General features: G+C 68.4%; 12 protein-coding genes. 4 read left to right on the top strand and 8 right to left on the bottom strand.

From position 1 onward, the window contains the following. Window positions 1-2: 2 nt before the first annotated feature. The gene (locus ACVOK1_RS08080) at window positions 3-1,133 is read right to left on the bottom strand and encodes an efflux RND transporter periplasmic adaptor subunit (RefSeq protein ID WP_200751353.1); all 1,131 of its coding nucleotides are present in this window, start codon (window positions 1,131-1,133) and stop codon (window positions 3-5) included. A 121-nt stretch (window positions 1,134-1,254) separates the two neighbouring features. Between ACVOK1_RS08080 and ACVOK1_RS08075 the strand changes: the two genes are divergently transcribed. The 3 genes from ACVOK1_RS08075 (at window position 1,255) to ACVOK1_RS08065 (ending at window position 4,094) form a co-directional block, all read left to right on the top strand. Next, window positions 1,255-1,932: a TetR/AcrR family transcriptional regulator gene (locus ACVOK1_RS08075; protein ID WP_108769938.1), complete on the top strand. Its 678-nt coding sequence runs from the start codon at window positions 1,255-1,257 to the stop codon at window positions 1,930-1,932. A gap of 139 nt (window positions 1,933-2,071) precedes the next feature. Beyond that, entirely contained in the window at window positions 2,072-2,719 is a 648-nt protein-coding gene (locus ACVOK1_RS08070; RefSeq protein ID WP_108769939.1) for a protein-L-isoaspartate O-methyltransferase family protein, read from the top strand. Window positions 2,720-2,735: 16 nt separating this feature from the next. Next, window positions 2,736-4,094, top strand: coding sequence for a TolC family outer membrane protein (locus tag ACVOK1_RS08065; protein ID WP_481561706.1), 1,359 nt, complete (start codon window positions 2,736-2,738; stop codon window positions 4,092-4,094). 422 nt (window positions 4,095-4,516) lie between these two features. Here the strand turns inward: ACVOK1_RS08065 and ACVOK1_RS08060 are convergent, their stop codons facing one another. After that, window positions 4,517-5,779, bottom strand: a complete 1,263-nt coding sequence (locus ACVOK1_RS08060) for an amino acid transporter (protein ID WP_481561705.1) — start codon at window positions 5,777-5,779, stop codon at window positions 4,517-4,519. Window positions 5,780-5,991: 212 nt separating this feature from the next. Further along, window positions 5,992-7,290, bottom strand: a complete 1,299-nt coding sequence (gene waaA / locus ACVOK1_RS08055; protein ID WP_481561704.1) for a lipid IV(A) 3-deoxy-D-manno-octulosonic acid transferase — start codon at window positions 7,288-7,290, stop codon at window positions 5,992-5,994. Window positions 7,291-7,350: 60 nt separating this feature from the next. On the opposite strand from waaA, the gene ACVOK1_RS08050 reads away from it, so the two are divergent. Continuing rightward, the gene (locus tag ACVOK1_RS08050; RefSeq protein ID WP_200751357.1) at window positions 7,351-8,268 is read left to right on the top strand and encodes an LpxL/LpxP family Kdo(2)-lipid IV(A) lauroyl/palmitoleoyl acyltransferase; all 918 of its coding nucleotides are present in this window, start codon (window positions 7,351-7,353) and stop codon (window positions 8,266-8,268) included. A 66-nt stretch (window positions 8,269-8,334) separates the two neighbouring features. Here the strand turns inward: ACVOK1_RS08050 and ACVOK1_RS08045 are convergent, their stop codons facing one another. The 5 genes from ACVOK1_RS08045 to ACVOK1_RS08025 all read right to left on the bottom strand — a co-directional run bounded on the left by ACVOK1_RS08045 (window position 8,335) and on the right by ACVOK1_RS08025 (window position 14,439). Further along, complete coding sequence (locus ACVOK1_RS08045; protein WP_406234753.1) at window positions 8,335-8,784, bottom strand: REP-associated tyrosine transposase; 450 nt, start codon at window positions 8,782-8,784, stop codon at window positions 8,335-8,337. 166 nt (window positions 8,785-8,950) lie between these two features. Continuing rightward, complete coding sequence (locus ACVOK1_RS08040) at window positions 8,951-10,282, bottom strand: O-antigen ligase family protein (RefSeq protein ID WP_481561703.1); 1,332 nt, start codon at window positions 10,280-10,282, stop codon at window positions 8,951-8,953. Further along, window positions 10,263-11,378 (bottom strand): glycosyltransferase, encoded by a 1,116-nt coding sequence (locus tag ACVOK1_RS08035; RefSeq protein WP_481561702.1) that lies wholly within the window; start codon window positions 11,376-11,378, stop codon window positions 10,263-10,265. Before ACVOK1_RS08035 ends, ACVOK1_RS08040 begins: the two co-directional genes overlap by 20 nt. Before the next feature lie 12 nt (window positions 11,379-11,390). Beyond that, window positions 11,391-11,588 (bottom strand): zinc-finger domain-containing protein, encoded by a 198-nt coding sequence (locus ACVOK1_RS08030; RefSeq protein WP_108769947.1) that lies wholly within the window; start codon window positions 11,586-11,588, stop codon window positions 11,391-11,393. Between the two features lie 109 nt (window positions 11,589-11,697). Beyond that, window positions 11,698-14,439 (bottom strand): TonB-dependent receptor plug domain-containing protein, encoded by a 2,742-nt coding sequence (locus ACVOK1_RS08025; protein ID WP_481561701.1) that lies wholly within the window; start codon window positions 14,437-14,439, stop codon window positions 11,698-11,700. Window positions 14,440-14,731: the final 292 nt, after the last annotated feature.

The following is a 14,731-nucleotide window of genomic DNA, read 5'->3' as shown; positions in this document are numbered from 1 at the left end:
GCTTACTCCTTGGCCTTCGGCGCGGCGGCCGGCGTGGCCGGCTTCAGCACCGGGCGGTTCTGCCGGTCCACGGCGGTCACCGGCTGGCCGGCGCGCAGCAGGTGGCCACCCGCGGCCACCACCCAATCACCGGCAGCGACGCCGGACAACACCGGCACGCTGTCGCTGCCATAGGCACCGGTGGTGACGGCCACGTCCTTCAGCGTGCTGTTGGCCGGATCCACCACCCAGACACTGGATGCCCCGTTGGCACCGCGCTGCAGCGCAGCCAGCGGCAGCTGCAGGGTGCCGGTGCGACCGGCGCTGCTGAACACCCGCGCGCTCTGGCCCAGCTCGACATCGGCCAGCGCTTCGGCAGCCAGGCTGACGCGGGTGGCATAGGTGCGCGCCTGCGGATCGGCCGCAGCCGCGATCTCGCGGATCGTGCCCGGCAGGCGCTGACCCGGTCGGTTCCACAGTTCCACCTGCACCGGCTGGCCCACCGCGTAGTCGCGGAAGGTCGCTTCGGGCAGGTCGATCAGCACTTCGCGGGCGCCATCGGCGGCCAGGTTGAAGATGGTCTGGCCGGCCGACACCACCTGCCCGGCCTCGGCCTCGCGGCTGGCGATCACGCCATCGGCCGGCGCGCGCAGCTGGGCATAGCCCGCCTGGTTGCGCAGCACGTCGAGGTTGGCGCGGGCCGCGTTGGCCTGGCCCTGTGCGGCCTTGAAGGCGGCACTCTGCTGGTCCAGCTGCGAACGGCTGACCAGCTGCTGGTCGGCCAGCACCTGGTAGCGCTTGAGATCATCGCGGGTACGCGCCAGGTCGGCTTCGGCCGCCGCCAGCTGTGCCTGCGAAGCGCGCGCCTGCAGGGCGAAGTCGGCCACGTCCAGCTCGGCCAGCACGTCGCCCTTCTTCACCCGCTGGCCGGCATCGACGTGGCGCTTGACCAGGTTGCCGCCCACGCGGAACGACAGCGGACTTTCCTGGCGGGCCCGGATGGTGCCCGGGAACGACGCCGCACCCTGCCCGGCCTGCTCGCCCGGATGCACCACCAGCACCGGCACCGCGGCCTGCGGCGCCTGCTCCGGCCCCGAACAGGCGGCCAGCGCCACCACCCACACCCAACTGCCCAGCCAGCGCACGCTCTTCATCGGTCAACGTCCTGAAAACACAGGGTTCAAACGCGGGGGAGCCGGCACGAGGGCCAACCCCAATTTAGTAAACTGGCCGGTATAGTATAAATATCGAACCGGTTGGTCTAGTATTACGGGAATGAGTTCTCCCACTTCCCGCAAAGCATCGGCCAAGCCTGCTGCCAAGGCCGCCGGTCCCGGGCGTCCGAAGGACCTCGGCAAGCGCGCGGCGATCCTCGAAGCGGCCAAGACCCTGTTCGTCGAACAGGGCTATACCGGCGTGAGCATGGACAGCATCGCCGCCCAGGCGGGCGTATCGAAGCTGACCGTTTACAGCCATTTCGGCGATAAAGAAACGCTTTTCACCGAAGCTGTGCAGTCCAAGTGCATGGAGATGCTGCCGGACGCGCTGTTCGTGGCCGATGCCGAAGGCCCGCTGCGCGACCAGCTGCTGGGCATCGGCCAGGCCTTCTTCGAGATGATCACCTCCGATGCGGCGATCTCGGTGCAGCGGGTGATGATGGCCCCGGAGACCGATGAACGCCTGCGCGAACTGTTCTGGCAGGCCGGCCCGGAGCGCACCTGCGAGGCGCTGGCCGATTTCCTGCGCTCGCGCACCGCGCGCGGCGAGCTGGAGATCAGCGATTTCCGCCTGGCCGGCCAGCAGTTCCTGACCCTCATCAAGGGCGAGGTGCATATGAACCGGATGTGCGGCATGCCGCTGTCACCGGGACAGTGCGATGCTTCCAGCCACGTGCCCGACAGCGTCGATTTCTTCCTGCGCGCCTATGCGCCGCGAGGGTCTGGAACCGCCTGAAGCACCAAACTGAACGAACCGGAGGTCGCGATGACTTCCGGCACTGCGACCCCGGCCGCCCGAAAGCTGATGCTCTGGGCGCGCCGCCGGCCTCCGGCACCGGTAAAATGGCCGGCCCACTGCGCTGGATTTGAACCTCATGACGATTGATTACGCCCACGCCCGCGAACTGATGGTGGAACAGCAGATCCGTCCCTGGGACGTGCTGGACATCAAGGTGCTCGACGTGCTCGCCCGCCTGCCGCGCGAGGCCTTTGTCGCTGACGCGCACCGGGCGCTGGCCTATGCCGATGTCGAACTGCCGATCGGCAACGGCCAGAAGATGATGAAGCCGGTCATCGAGGGCCGTACCCTGCAGGCGCTGGATCTGCAGCCGGGTGACGAAGTGCTGGAAATCGGCACCGGCAGCGGCTTCCTGGCAGCCTGCATCGGCGCGCTGGCGCGCGACGTGCTGAGCCTGGAAATCGACCCGGAGCTGGCCGCTGCTGCACGCGCCCGCCTGGATGCTTCGGGCCTGGGCACCAACGTCCGCGTCGAAGTGGCCGATGCCCTGACCTGGCAGACCGAGCGCCGTTTTGACGTGATCTGTGTCACTGGCGCGGTCGACGTGGTGCCGTCACAGTTCGCCTCGTGGCTGCGTCCGGGTGGTCGCCTGTTCGTGATCCACGGCCGCTCGCCGGCGATGGAAGCCCTGCTGGTCAAGGCCGACGGCAGCACCGAATCGCTGTTCGAAACCGATATCGATTACCTGCGCGGTGCCGCCCCGGCACCCCAGTTCCACCTCTGAGTCCAAGGAAGCCGCAATGATCCGCCGATCCCTCGCTGTTGCGCTGGCCACTGCCCTGCTGCCGTTGTCCGCCCATGCCGCCGACCTGCTGCAGGTCTACGAAATGGCACGCAATGGCGATCCGCAACTGTCGGCCGCCGAATCGACCCGGCTGTACGACAAGGAAGGCGCCGTGCAGGCGCGTGCCGCGCTGCTGCCGCAGATCAACGGCACCGCCACGTTGAACCGCACGCGCACCGAAGCCGATGCCGATGCCAACTCCGGCACCGTCACCAGCAAGCGCCGCAACTACACGATCGACGGCAGCCAGACGCTGTTCAACTGGACGCAGATCAACAACCTGCGCTCGCAGCGTGAGCTGAGCAAGGCGGCGGATTTCACCCTCGATTCGGCCAACGACAGCCTGATCGTGCGCAGCTCGGCGGCCTACTTCAACGTGCTGGTGGCGATCGAATCGCTGAACGCCGCACAGACCAATGAAGCGGCCGCGAAGAAGCAGTTCGACTTCGCCGACAAGCGCCTGGAAGTGGGCCTGGCGCCGATCACCGACGTGCACGAAGCACGTGCCCAGTACGACCAGGCGCGCGCCAACACCATCGTTGCGCAGAACACCCTGGCCGATAACTACCAGGCCCTGACCGAACTGACCGGCCAGCCGGTGATGAACCTGAAGGGCCTGCCGGCCGACTTCCGTCCGGAAGTGCCGGCCAACCGCGGCAACATCAGCGAACTGGTGCAGCAGGCGACCAGCCAGAACCCGGCGCTGAAGGCGCAGGAACTGAAGGTCAGCGCGGCGGAAGCCGGTGTGCAGGCTGCACGTGGCGGCCACTACCCGACCCTGTCGCTGGGCGGCAGCTGGGGCAAGAGCGCGACCTGGGGCGACAGCGTCGGTTCCGGTTCGCTGTCCCCCGATGCGCGCACCAACAGCATCGGCCTGACCCTGAGCGTGCCGATCTTCTCCGGCGGTGCCACCCAGTCCGGCGTGCGCCAGGCGCTGGCCCAGCGTGACATCGCCCAGGACGGCTACGAGCAGCAGAAGCGTGCCCTGGACCGCAACACCCGCAATGCCTACCAGACCCTGGTGCAGGGCATCAGCGAAGTGGAAGCCCGCCGCCTGGCGGTGGTCTCGGCGCAGAGCGCGTATGACGCGTCGCAGGTCGGCCTGGAAGTGGGTACCCGCACGGTGCTGGACGTGATCCAGAACCAGCGCATCCTGTTCTCGGCGCAACTGGACTACGCCAACGCCCGCTACACCTTCCTGCAGAACCGCCTGCTGCTGAGCCAGTCGCTGGGTGCGCTGGACGTGGCCGAACTGCAGGACATCAACCGCCTGCTGACCCAGGATGCCGGCAACCCGGCCACGACCACGAACTGAGTCGTCGCCCTTCCGGTAGAACGAAGAAGCCACCCGCGAGGGTGGCTTTTTTGTGGGTGCGGGGTGCGAGGTGTGCATCCACGCATGGCGTGGATCTACTGCGACGTGGCGCGGATGTACGGGGCGCGCGTTCATCCACGCGTGGCGTGGATCTACCGGGTGCGTGTGCATCCACGCGTGGCGTGGATCTACCGGATGCGTGTGCATCCACGCGTGGCGTGGATCTACCGGATGCGTGTGCATCCACGCGTGGCATGGATCTACCGGGTGCGTGTGCATCCACGCGTGGCGTGGATCTACCGGATGCGGGTGCATCCACGCGTGGCGTGGATCTACGGGGTGCGTGTTTTTCGCGCATGGCATGGATCCAGAGGCAGTAGAGCCACGCCATGCGTGGCTGCCGTGCGCGGTCACGGGCCACGTCACCCCTGCCAGAGCTGGATCTGCCGGGCCAGCGGCACCAGGCACAACACGGCCGCCAACGGCGCCAACAGGTAGATCAACGCCGTGCGCTGGCGCGGCAGCGGGCCCTGTGGACGCAGCAGGCCCAGACACAGCACCGCCAGCAACGGCAGCACGGCCAGGCCTGGTGGCAGCACCGCGCGCTCAGGCAGCCAAGGCACCAGCAGCATCGCCAGCGCAGCCGCACCCAGAGCCAGCATCGCCCGCCCCGGGTCGCGATCGTCGTGATCAGCGGCATCGGCACCCGGCCGCCGCCACAACGCCGGCAGCAGTTCCACCGCCAGCAGCAGCACCACCACCTGCAGCGCCAGCAACCCGGCCCAGCCCGCCACCGGAACCAGCGGCAGCACCCACTGCAGCTGCGGCACCGCCTGCACCGCCACTGACAGCGGCCGCGTGCTGTCCAGCGCCGCGAACTGCACCAGGCCCGACTGCAGCGCCGCCAGCCCCATCAGCAGCAGCATGGCCGCCAGGACCGCTCCACCGGCCACCTGGGTCAGCTGCCGGTGCGGCCGCTGCACCCGCGGTGCCACGCCCAGCAGCAGGCCCGCGCTGGCAAACACCCCCAGCAGGGGCACGGCCGCGGCCACCACGCCGCCCAGGCCGAAACGATGCGGCCCGGTGGAGGACGGCATCCACGGCACCCAGTTGCCGTAATGCACGTAGCGCGCGGCCAGCAGCACCAGCAGCAGGCCCAGGCCCACTTTCACGGTCAGCAGCCCGCAGGCGACCAGCAGCGCACGACGTGGCCGCAGCATCGCCGCCAGGCCAACCGGCAGCAGGCCCAGCGCCGCCGCCATGGACATCGGCAGCCAGCTCTGCGGTGCTGCGCCGAGCGCGCCGGCGGCCGCGTACAGGTGGCGGGCGCCCGACTGCGCGGCACCGGCCAGGGTGGCCAGCAGATCGAGCAGCAGCAGGCCCAGCAGGATGGCCGCCAGCCGCCGCCCGCACACACCCTGCAACAACACAGGCAATCCTGCCGCATCCGGCGTGCGGCGCATCACCTCGCGCAGGCAGAACAGCAGCGGCGCCGTGCCCACGGCCGCCAGCAACAGGCTCAATACGATGGCCGGCCCCGCGCGCGCCGCGGTGTTCTGCCCCACCAGCGCGATCACGCTGCCCCCGATCAGCAGGGTCAGCGCGAGCACCAGCAGGTGGTCCCTGCCCAAGCGGTCGAACGCCGCCCGCCCGCCGCGCAGACCGGCATCGCTGTCGTCCTTCATCGCAAGCTCCCTTGATGCTGTCCAAGCATGGTGGACATCAGGCTGGCAGCCTGGATCGAGGGACGGAATCAGAATCGGCCGAATGTGTGTCGCGCTGTGATTGCAGACACAGCAGGCAACGGCCAACGGTCCGACTACGACAGCGCGGAGGGCGTCAAGCGGGCTTGAATCTGTCGAACGCGACAGTGCCGGGACGGCAGCGTGCGCTGGCCTCAGTCGCGCGGCGGCGGCAGGTGCGGCGCGACCAGCGCCAGCGTGCGCTGCAGGGCCCCGCGGCCGTTGCTCACCAGCGTACAACCGGCTCGCGCCATGTCTTCGCGGGCCTGCGCGTCGTCCAGCAGGTGCTGCAGCAGATCGCCTACCGCCTGCACGTCCTCGCCGATCAGCAGCGCCCCGGCCTCGCGCATGCGCCGCGAGATCTCGGAGAAATTATGCAGGTGCGGACCGGTCACCGCAGCCGTGCCCATCGCTGCCGGTTCCAGCAGGTTGTGCCCGCCGATGGCCTGCAGGCTGCCGCCGACGAAGGCGACCTGCGCACAGCCGTAGAACGGCATCAGTTCACCCAGCGTATCGATGACGAACACCTCGGTGCCCGCACCCGGCCACTGTTGCGCACGGCGCGTGGCCACGCTCCAGCCCTGCTCGCGGGCCAGCGCTTCGACCTTCGGGAAGCGTTCGGGATGGCGTGGTGCCCACAGCAGCAGCAGGTCCGGATGGCGCTCGCGCAGGCGCCGGTGCAGGTCGATCACCGCCTGCTCTTCGCCATCGTGGGTGCTGGCAGCGATCCACACCGGACGCGAAGCCGGCACCTGCGCATGGAACTGGGCCACGAACGGCTGCACGTCCGGCGTGGTGATGTCGAACTTCAGGTTGCCCAGCGCCTGTACCTGCTCCGGCGCCGCGCCGAGCTGCACGAAGCGCGCCGCATCGTCTTCCGACTGTGCGGCCACGCAGGTGACGGTGCGCAGCGCGCGGCGGATGAGCGCGGCCAGCACCCGGTAGCCGCGCAGCGAGCGGGCCGACAGGCGGGCGTTGAGGATGTAGACCGGGATGCGGCGGTCGCGGCAGCCGAACAGCATGTTCGGCCACAGCTCGGTTTCCAGGATCAGCGCCAGGCTGGGCTGGAAATGGCCGAGGAAACGGTTGACGCTGCCCGGCACGTCATACGGCAGGTAGACGTGGTCCAGCGCATCGCCCCACAGCGCGCGCACCCGCTCCGACCCGGTCGGGGTGATGGTGGTGATGACCCAGCGGATGTCCGGGCGCTGCTCGCGCAGGGCATTGACCAATGGCGCGGCGGCGTTGACCTCGCCCACCGAGACGGCGTGCAGCCAGACCCGCGGCTGGCCGGTCGGCTGCGGATAGGACGCATAGCGTTCATCCCAGCGCCGGAAGTATTCACGGACCCGGAAGCCGCGCCACACCAGGTGGTACACGGTGATCGGCAGCAGGATGTAGAGCACGACCGAATACAGGCCGCGCAGGATCCATTCGACAGGGTCTTTACGCATGCGGCAAGGATACGGGAGCCCCCCGGGAAAGACACGCGGCGGGGTTGGTAGAATGGCGGCATGTCCGATGCCTCTACCGCCGTCCGCCCGTCCCTGGCCGATCCCCGCAACTGGCCGATGTTCGCGGCCATGTTCGCCGCCTTCGGCATCGCCCGGCTGCCCTGGATGCTGCAGCGCGCGCTCGGCCGCGGCGTCGGCTGGATCACCTGGCGCCTGCTCGGCAGTCGCCGCCGTGCCGCCGAGGTGAACCTGAAGCTGTGCTTCCCCGAGAAGGACGAGGCCTGGCGCAACCGCCTGGTGCGCGACAGCTTCGACGCCCTCGGCGTAGGCATCTTTGAATGCGCGCGTTCGTGGTGGGGCAGCATCGACAGCATCCGCCCGCAGGTACAGATCGAGGGCCTGGAGCATCTCAAGCAGATGCAGGCCGAAGGCCGCGGCGTGCTGCTGGTGTCGGGGCACTTCATGACCCTGGAGATGTGCGGCCGCCTGCTGTGCGACCACGTCGACCTGTCGGGCATGTACCGCAGGCACAAGAACCCGGTGTACGAGTGGGCGGTGAAGTTCGGCCGGCTGCGCTACGCCAAGGCGATGTACGCCAACGAGGACATCCGTGCCACCGTGCGCCACCTGAAGAAGGGCGGCTTCCTGTGGTACGCGCCGGACCAGGACATGCGCGGCAAGGACACCGTGTTCGTGCCGTTCTTCGGCCACACCGCCGCCACCATCACCGCCACCCACCAGCTGGCGCGGATGACCGGCTGCGCGGTGATCCCCTATTTCCACCGCCGCGAAGGCGGGAAGTACTTCCTGAAGATCGGCGCGCCGCTGGAGAACTTCCCCAGCGAAGACGTGGAAGCCGATACCGCGCGGGTCAACCAGGCCATCGAACAGATGGTGCGCGAGGCCCCGGACCAGTACCTGTGGATCCATCGGCGGTTCAAGCGCCAGCCCGGTGGCCGCAGCGATTTCTACAAATAGATCCACGCCTTGCGTGGATGATTGCCGGCCGCGCTCGTCACCGCGCCATCCACGCATGGCGTGGATCTACAACGGCCATCGGCACCACGCGTAGGGATACTCCCCCACTTCGCACGCCAACCCCGCACGCACCGGGTTGGCCATGATGTACATCGCCTTCTCGTGCAATGACTCGTCGGTGCGCACCGCATGGTCGTGGTACCCGTGCTGCCAGAGTGCTCCGGATCGCCCCAGCTGCCGGTTCAGCAGGCGGCTGCTGCGGGATTTGAGCAGGGACATGCATTCGGCGAGTGTTCCCTTCCGCAGTTCCATCAGCCAATGCAGGTGATCGGGCATCACCACCCAGGCAAGGCTGTGGCTGATGCCGGCACGCTCGACGAAGCGCAGGGCGTCGACCAGCACCGCGACGTTGGCGGCATCGGAGAAGAAGGGCTCACGGCCAATGGTGGTCGTGGTCAATGAGTACACGATGCCGGTGCTGGAGTGGCGACCGTAGCGGAGTCTTGGGCTGGCCATGGCGCCAGCGTGCGATAGGTACGCGAGTGCCGGTATTGGGAGGTTGCCCGTATTGGTGTCGGAAAAGCTCCATCCACGCATGGCGTGGATCTACTGCAACGCCCGCGGCAGATCAACGCCACGCGTGGATGATTCCCGTAGATCCACGCCACGCGTGGATGCGCGATCACACCGTTTTCAGTGCGTCGTCCGGTTCGCGGGCCAGCAACGTGCCGACGAACAACGCCGCCAACAACACCGTCACCCCGCCCCAGAACGCGGAATAGAACGCCAGGTGGGTGTTGAGCGGGAACACGGTGGCGGCCAGCGCCAGCATCGCCGGGCGCGCGCGGTCACGGGCCGCAGCCGGTGCGAAACGCCAGGCGCGCCACGCCTGGGCGACGGCGGCCAGCCACAGCAGCAGCCCCAGCACGCCAGTTTCGGCGAGGATTTCCAGCACGATCTGGTGGGCGTGCAGCGCCGGTTCGGCGCCCCACACCGCGGGCCCATCGTCACCGACGCACTGCGGGTACGCATCGCGGAAGCCGCGTGCGCCCACGCCGTTGATCGGGTGTTCGGCAATCATGCAACCGGCCGCACTCCAGATGCGCCCGCGTCCGGACAGCGCCTGGTCGACGCCCTCGGTGCCGCCGTCCCAGGCCATCGCGGTGCGCGCCACGCGCTCGCGCAGCTGCGGCACGCTGGCGGTCAGTGCCGCCGCGGCCAGCAGGCCGACCACCGCCAGCAGGCCCAGCCGTTTCCAACCAAGCTGGCGCACGCCGCTGTAGGCCACGATCACCGCGAAGGTGATCCACGACGCGCGCGAACCGGCCAGCAGCAGCACGATGGCCAGCGCCGCACCGGCGAGCAGCCAGCCCGGCGTACCGAAGCGGCGTGCGGCAGGAAGCAGCAGGAACGGCGAGAGGCTGGCCAGGACCTGGCCGAACTTGAGGTTGCACGGCCCCAGCGGACCGCTGAGGCGGTCGGCCAGGGCCATTTCCTCGGCCGGGCACAGCGCATGGCCGCTGACGGCGAGTTTCAATTGCTGCAGCGACCAGAACCATGGGCTGGTGCCCGCCAGCGCCTGCACCAGAGCATCCAGCGTCCACAGGGCGGTGATCAGCGCCAGGCCACCGAAGATCAGGCGGCGCCGCTGCGGGGTGGCCACGGCAATCGCCACCAGCCACATGAAGGGCAGGTAGCGCAGGCCGGCGGCCGCCTTGGTCCACGACGCCGCCGGGTCGATCGCATCGAAGGCAGAGAACGCCTGCGGCAACCAGTAACCGAGGAACAGGATCGAGGTCAGCGCCCACGCGGCGGGCGTGAGCAGATGCGGGCGGCGCTGCAGGCGGCGCATGATCATGCGCACCGCGGCATACACCGCGCCGAGGCCGAGCACGGTTTCGGCGATACCCGGCAACGGCCACAGGGCCACGTAGGCCAGCACCCACCATGGCGCCCAGCGCCCGGCGCGCTCGTCACCCGCGATGGGTGCGGCGTCAGCCTGCAAGGTCGGCATAGAGGCGGAGGGTGTCGCGCTGCATGGTCTGCAGGGTAAACGGGATACGGCTCGGCAAGGACGGCGGCTGCGCCAGCAGGGCCAGCGCACGTTCACCCAGCGCCCGTGCATCGCCCAGCGGCACGGCGCCGGCCGGCTGCAGCTGCTGCAGCAGTTCGCCCACGCCACCATGGTCCCAGCCCAGCACCGGGCGGCCGACCGACAGCGCCTCGACCACGGTACGGCCGAACGCCTCGGGCTTGTCCGACAGCTGCAGGACCAGGTCGCTGGCCGCATAGGCCTGGGCGATACGCGCGGTCGGGGTGCTGATCTGCACCGCCTCGGCCACGCCCAGCGCGGCCGCCTGGCGGCGCAGCTCGGCCACGTAGCTTTCGCGGCCGGGCTCGTCGGTGCCCAGCATCCAGAGCTGTGCCGGCACGCCGGCAGCGCGCACGTCGGTCAGCAGCTGCAGTGCGTGCGCATGACCCTTCAGGCGGGTGCCACGGCCCGGCAGCAGCAGCAGCGGGCCGTCGACCTGGGCCAGCCAGGGGTAATCGGCGGCCAGCGCCAGCCGCGGCCGGCGGTCGGCACGGGCCACGCGGGGGAACTGGCTGACATCGACGCCACGCGGAATGACCTGCAGGGTCTGTTCCGGCACCGTCGGGTAATGCTGGCGCACGTAGTCGCGCACCGTGTTGGATACGCAGATGACGCGCTCACCGCTGGTCATCACCGCGCTGTAGCGGCTGGGCGAATTCAGGCCGTGCACGGTGGTCACCCAGTGCGGACGCTGCGCGGCCGGCATCGCGCGGATCGCGTACAGGCCCAGCCACGCCGGCAGGCGCGAGCGCGCATGCACGATGTCCGCTCCAACCTCGGCGAACAACCGCCGCAGGGTGGGCAGGTGGCGCAGGGTCAGCAGCGATTTGCGGCCGATATCAAGGGTGAGGTGCTCGGCACCGCTGTCCAGCAGCGGCTTCACCAAGCGGCCACCGGCGGACACCACCAGCGCGCGATGGCCGGCGGCGACCAGGGCCGCAGCGATTTCCAGGGTCGAGCGCTCGACGCCACCGGAGTGCAGCGCCGGCAGCAACTGCACCACGGTCAGTCGGCGCATCGAGATGCCTGCTTAGTCGGCCAGCACGAAGGTGGAACCGCAGTACGGGCACTTCGCCTCGCCGTTGGGCTCGTCTTCGATCGGCAGGTACACGCGCGGATGCGAGTTCCACAGCGCCATTTCCGGGGTCGGGCAGCTCAGCGGCAGGTCGCTGCGGTGCACGGTGTAGCGCTTTTCGGCATTGGCGGGCGCGGTGGCGGTATGGCTCATGGCGGGTGTCGATGAACGGATTGCGAGGCCTGCGATTCTAGCACCTTGGGGCGGTCCGGCCGCCCCCTGCCCGTTCAAGGCCCCCGGGCGTGCCCGGGGGCCAGCGGCCCTACTGGAAGTCCAGCGACAGTTCCAGGAAGGCCGAACGGCCGAAGGCGTTGTAGACGCCCTGGTCGTAGTACGGCCAGTTGCCGTTGCTGCGGTCGATCGGCGGCATCTCGTCGGTCAGGTTGTTGACCGTCAGCAGCAGGCTGGCCAGGTCGTTGATGCGGTAGCCGACCGTGGCGTTCCAGGTGGTCCAGGGGCCGATGTTGCGCTGCTCGCCGCGGCTGTCCCAGGTGGGGGCGTTGCGTATGCCGAACGCGCTGGCGGTGAACGGCCCGCGCTTCCAGTTCACGCCCAGGGTGGCGCGGTACTGCAGTTCGTTGGAGTTGGCGCAGCACAGCTGGTCGTAGACCGGGTCGCCTTCCTTGTCCTGGGTGGTGTGCTTGAGCGGCCGGTAGTAGCCGGCATTGACCGCGAAATCACCCACCGACTGCGTGGCCCAGCGGTAGTCCAGCGCCGCCTGCACGCCGTTCTGGCGCTGGCTGGCGATGTTGATCGGGTACGAGAACACCTTGTCCACGCCGTTCGGGTTGAGCGGATCGGTGGCCGGCTTGCGCTGCACCTGGCCCAGCACCTGCTGGCAGGTGGGCGAGTTGATGTCGAACTGGGTCTGCCCGTTCTCCGAGATCCCCAGGCGGCAGTTGGCCTCGGTATCGAGGATGCTGTCGGTGCCGAGGATGCGCACTTCGTTCTCGATGACCACCGAGTTGTAGTCCACCGACAGGGTCAAGGCGTTGTCCAGCGTCGACCACACCACGCCATAGGTGAAGGTGCGCGCGGTGATGTCCTTCAGGTCGCGGTTGCCGGTGCTGGAGGACAGCACCGAGAGGCCGGACTGGGCGCACTCGTCGAAGTTGTCGGAGGTGTACCCGGCCTGCCGGCATTGGTAGAGATCGGTGTTGGTGGTGTAGCCACTGCTTTCGCGCGAGAACAGGTAGAACATGTCCGGCGAACGGAAGGCGGTGGCGTAGCTGCCACGCAGCAGCAGCGATTCGATCGGCCGGTATTCCAGGCCCAGCTTCCAGGTGGCCTTGCCGTTGCCACCGCCGCCCTGCAGCGCGTACTTGTCGTAGCGACCGGACAGGTTGGCGCTGAACGTATCGATGATCGGCACCTGCAGTTCGGCGCCCAGCGCGTACAGGTCACGCTGGCCCTGCGCCGAGGTGCCGGCGGTCTGCCCACGGAACAGCACGCCCGCGTTGGGATCGGCCGACTGGTTGAAGAACTTCTCGCGCTGGCCCTGCGCGATCAGCGCGAAGCCGACGTCGCCGGCCGGCAGGGTGAACAGCGAGCGATCAGTGAGCAGCGCCGTCACGGCGGTGCGCGACGCACTGGATGCGGCGCGGTTGAGGCCGCTGAAGCTGTCGTACTGCTCACGGTTGATCGGCTGGTACAGCCGCGACAGATCCGGCGCGTAGACCTCGTAGCCATCCTGCATGCCGAGCATCGGCCCCAGGTAGTAGTCGTCAACGCCATTCTTAGCGAGGAAATCGGTGGATTTGCGGGTGACGTCGGTGCTGGAGCGGTTGACGTAGACGTCGTAGTCGAAGCCTCCAAGCACGCCGCGCACGCCCGCGGTGATGTTCAGCGAGCGGGTGTAGACGCGCTGGTCCTTGGCATCCAGGCCGACTTCCTCCGGCGCGTAGATGCGCTGCCACTGTTCGTACTGGCCGCTGGTCTGGTTGTAGAAGGTCTTGTTCCAGAACGGGCTGCCACCGCTGTAGGTCGGCCGGCCGAAGCCGAACAGGATGTCCGAGTACAGCTCGGTGTCCGGGCTGAGGTGGTAACGCAGGAAGGTGGTGGCGTTGACGTCCTGGCTGGAGTTGTACAGCGACGCGGTGCCGACGTTGTCAGGCGTGCCGCAGTAGTAGCCGCCGCCGGAAATGTCGCGGTGCGCGTACACGGTGCTGCCGCCGAACAGGTCCGACAGCGGCGCGCAGGTGGCCGCGCCCGGGTCGATGTAGGCGTTGGGGCCCATGCGCATGCGCAGGAAGCTGCGCGAAGGATCCTGCGGGCCGGTCGGGTTGTCGTTGACGCTGTCGATGCGGCTGCGGTCGAAGGCGTAGATCGCCTTCTGGTTGGTGTATTCCAGCCCGTAGCTGATATCGAGGTTGCCGAAGGTCTGGCCGCTGCTGGCGCTGAAGCGCTGGCTGGAGCCGCCGCCCTGGCTGTAGCCGCCGACGCGGTAGCGCAGGTGGGTGCCTTCGACGCGGTCCTTCAGCACGATGTTGACCACGCCGGCAATGGCCGAGGAGCCATACACCGAGGACTGGCCACCGGTGAGCACGTCGATGCGCTCGACCATGCCCAGCGGGATGTTGGCGATGTCGGCGATGCTGGTGTTGCCGTTGTAGGCCAGCGGGTAGCTGTTGATCGGCCGCCCGTTGATGAGGGTGAGGGTGTAGCTGGGGTCCAGGCCGAACAGGCTGATGGTCTTGGCGCCCGGGGTGTAGAAGCCGGTGCCCTGCGAATCCTGCACCGAGCCGTTCGACACCGGCAGCGAGCGCAGCGCGTCGAACACGGTGGTGAAGCCCTGTGCCTGGATCTGCTCGGCGGTGATGGTGGTGACCGGCGAGGGACCCTCCACCTGTGCGCGCGGGATGAGCGAGCCGGTGACCTTGACCGCATCCAGGTCGCGGGTGCGCGGCGGATCGGTGCCCTCCCCCTGCGGGGTGGACTGGGCCTGTACGGCAAGCGGCGACAACAGCAACGACGACATCAACAACGACAACAACCGGGGTTTCATCAAGCTCTCTCCAGAGGCGGATGACGGTCCAGCCGGTGGGGGGCGGACGGGAAGGTCGTGGATGGACGGCAGTGGCGGGTTACAGCGGGCGGCGGGGGCCGGCCCGGATCAGGACATGCGGGGCATTCCGGTACAGGGGGTGAGCTGGCCACTTTTAAATCGATCCAAGGCAACCTGTCAATAATTTGAAATGAAACGGTTTTGCCGGATTTGGATCGAACTAATTGCACTTGTCAGGCGGCAATGGGCTGAGGCAGGATCGGGACGATTCCGACCCCGACCCGATCGCACG

The sequence above is a fragment of the Stenotrophomonas sp. STEN087 genome (genome assembly GCF_056759115.1).
This window is presented reverse-complemented; position numbering and strand designations above follow the sequence as displayed.

What these genes read in the sequence shown, in the direction of transcription:
- ACVOK1_RS08080 (WP_200751353.1), bottom strand. Translation starts at nt 1,133, where the DNA reads ATGAAGAGCGTGCGCTGGCTGGGCAGTTGGGTGTGGGTGGTGGCGCTG.
- ACVOK1_RS08075 (WP_108769938.1), top strand. Translation starts at nt 1,255, where the DNA reads ATGAGTTCTCCCACTTCCCGCAAAGCATCGGCCAAGCCTGCTGCCAAG.
- ACVOK1_RS08070 (WP_108769939.1), top strand. Translation starts at nt 2,072, where the DNA reads ATGACGATTGATTACGCCCACGCCCGCGAACTGATGGTGGAACAGCAG.
- ACVOK1_RS08065 (WP_481561706.1), top strand. Translation starts at nt 2,736, where the DNA reads ATGATCCGCCGATCCCTCGCTGTTGCGCTGGCCACTGCCCTGCTGCCG.
- ACVOK1_RS08060 (WP_481561705.1), bottom strand. Translation starts at nt 5,779, where the DNA reads ATGAAGGACGACAGCGATGCCGGTCTGCGCGGCGGGCGGGCGGCGTTC.
- waaA (WP_481561704.1), bottom strand. Translation starts at nt 7,290, where the DNA reads ATGCGTAAAGACCCTGTCGAATGGATCCTGCGCGGCCTGTATTCGGTC.
- ACVOK1_RS08050 (WP_200751357.1), top strand. Translation starts at nt 7,351, where the DNA reads ATGTCCGATGCCTCTACCGCCGTCCGCCCGTCCCTGGCCGATCCCCGC.
- ACVOK1_RS08045 (WP_406234753.1), bottom strand. Translation starts at nt 8,784, where the DNA reads ATGGCCAGCCCAAGACTCCGCTACGGTCGCCACTCCAGCACCGGCATC.
- ACVOK1_RS08040 (WP_481561703.1), bottom strand. Translation starts at nt 10,282, where the DNA reads ATGCCGACCTTGCAGGCTGACGCCGCACCCATCGCGGGTGACGAGCGC.
- ACVOK1_RS08035 (WP_481561702.1), bottom strand. Translation starts at nt 11,378, where the DNA reads ATGCGCCGACTGACCGTGGTGCAGTTGCTGCCGGCGCTGCACTCCGGT.
- ACVOK1_RS08030 (WP_108769947.1), bottom strand. Translation starts at nt 11,588, where the DNA reads ATGAGCCATACCGCCACCGCGCCCGCCAATGCCGAAAAGCGCTACACC.
- ACVOK1_RS08025 (WP_481561701.1), bottom strand. Translation starts at nt 14,439, where the DNA reads ATGAAACCCCGGTTGTTGTCGTTGTTGATGTCGTCGTTGCTGTTGTCG.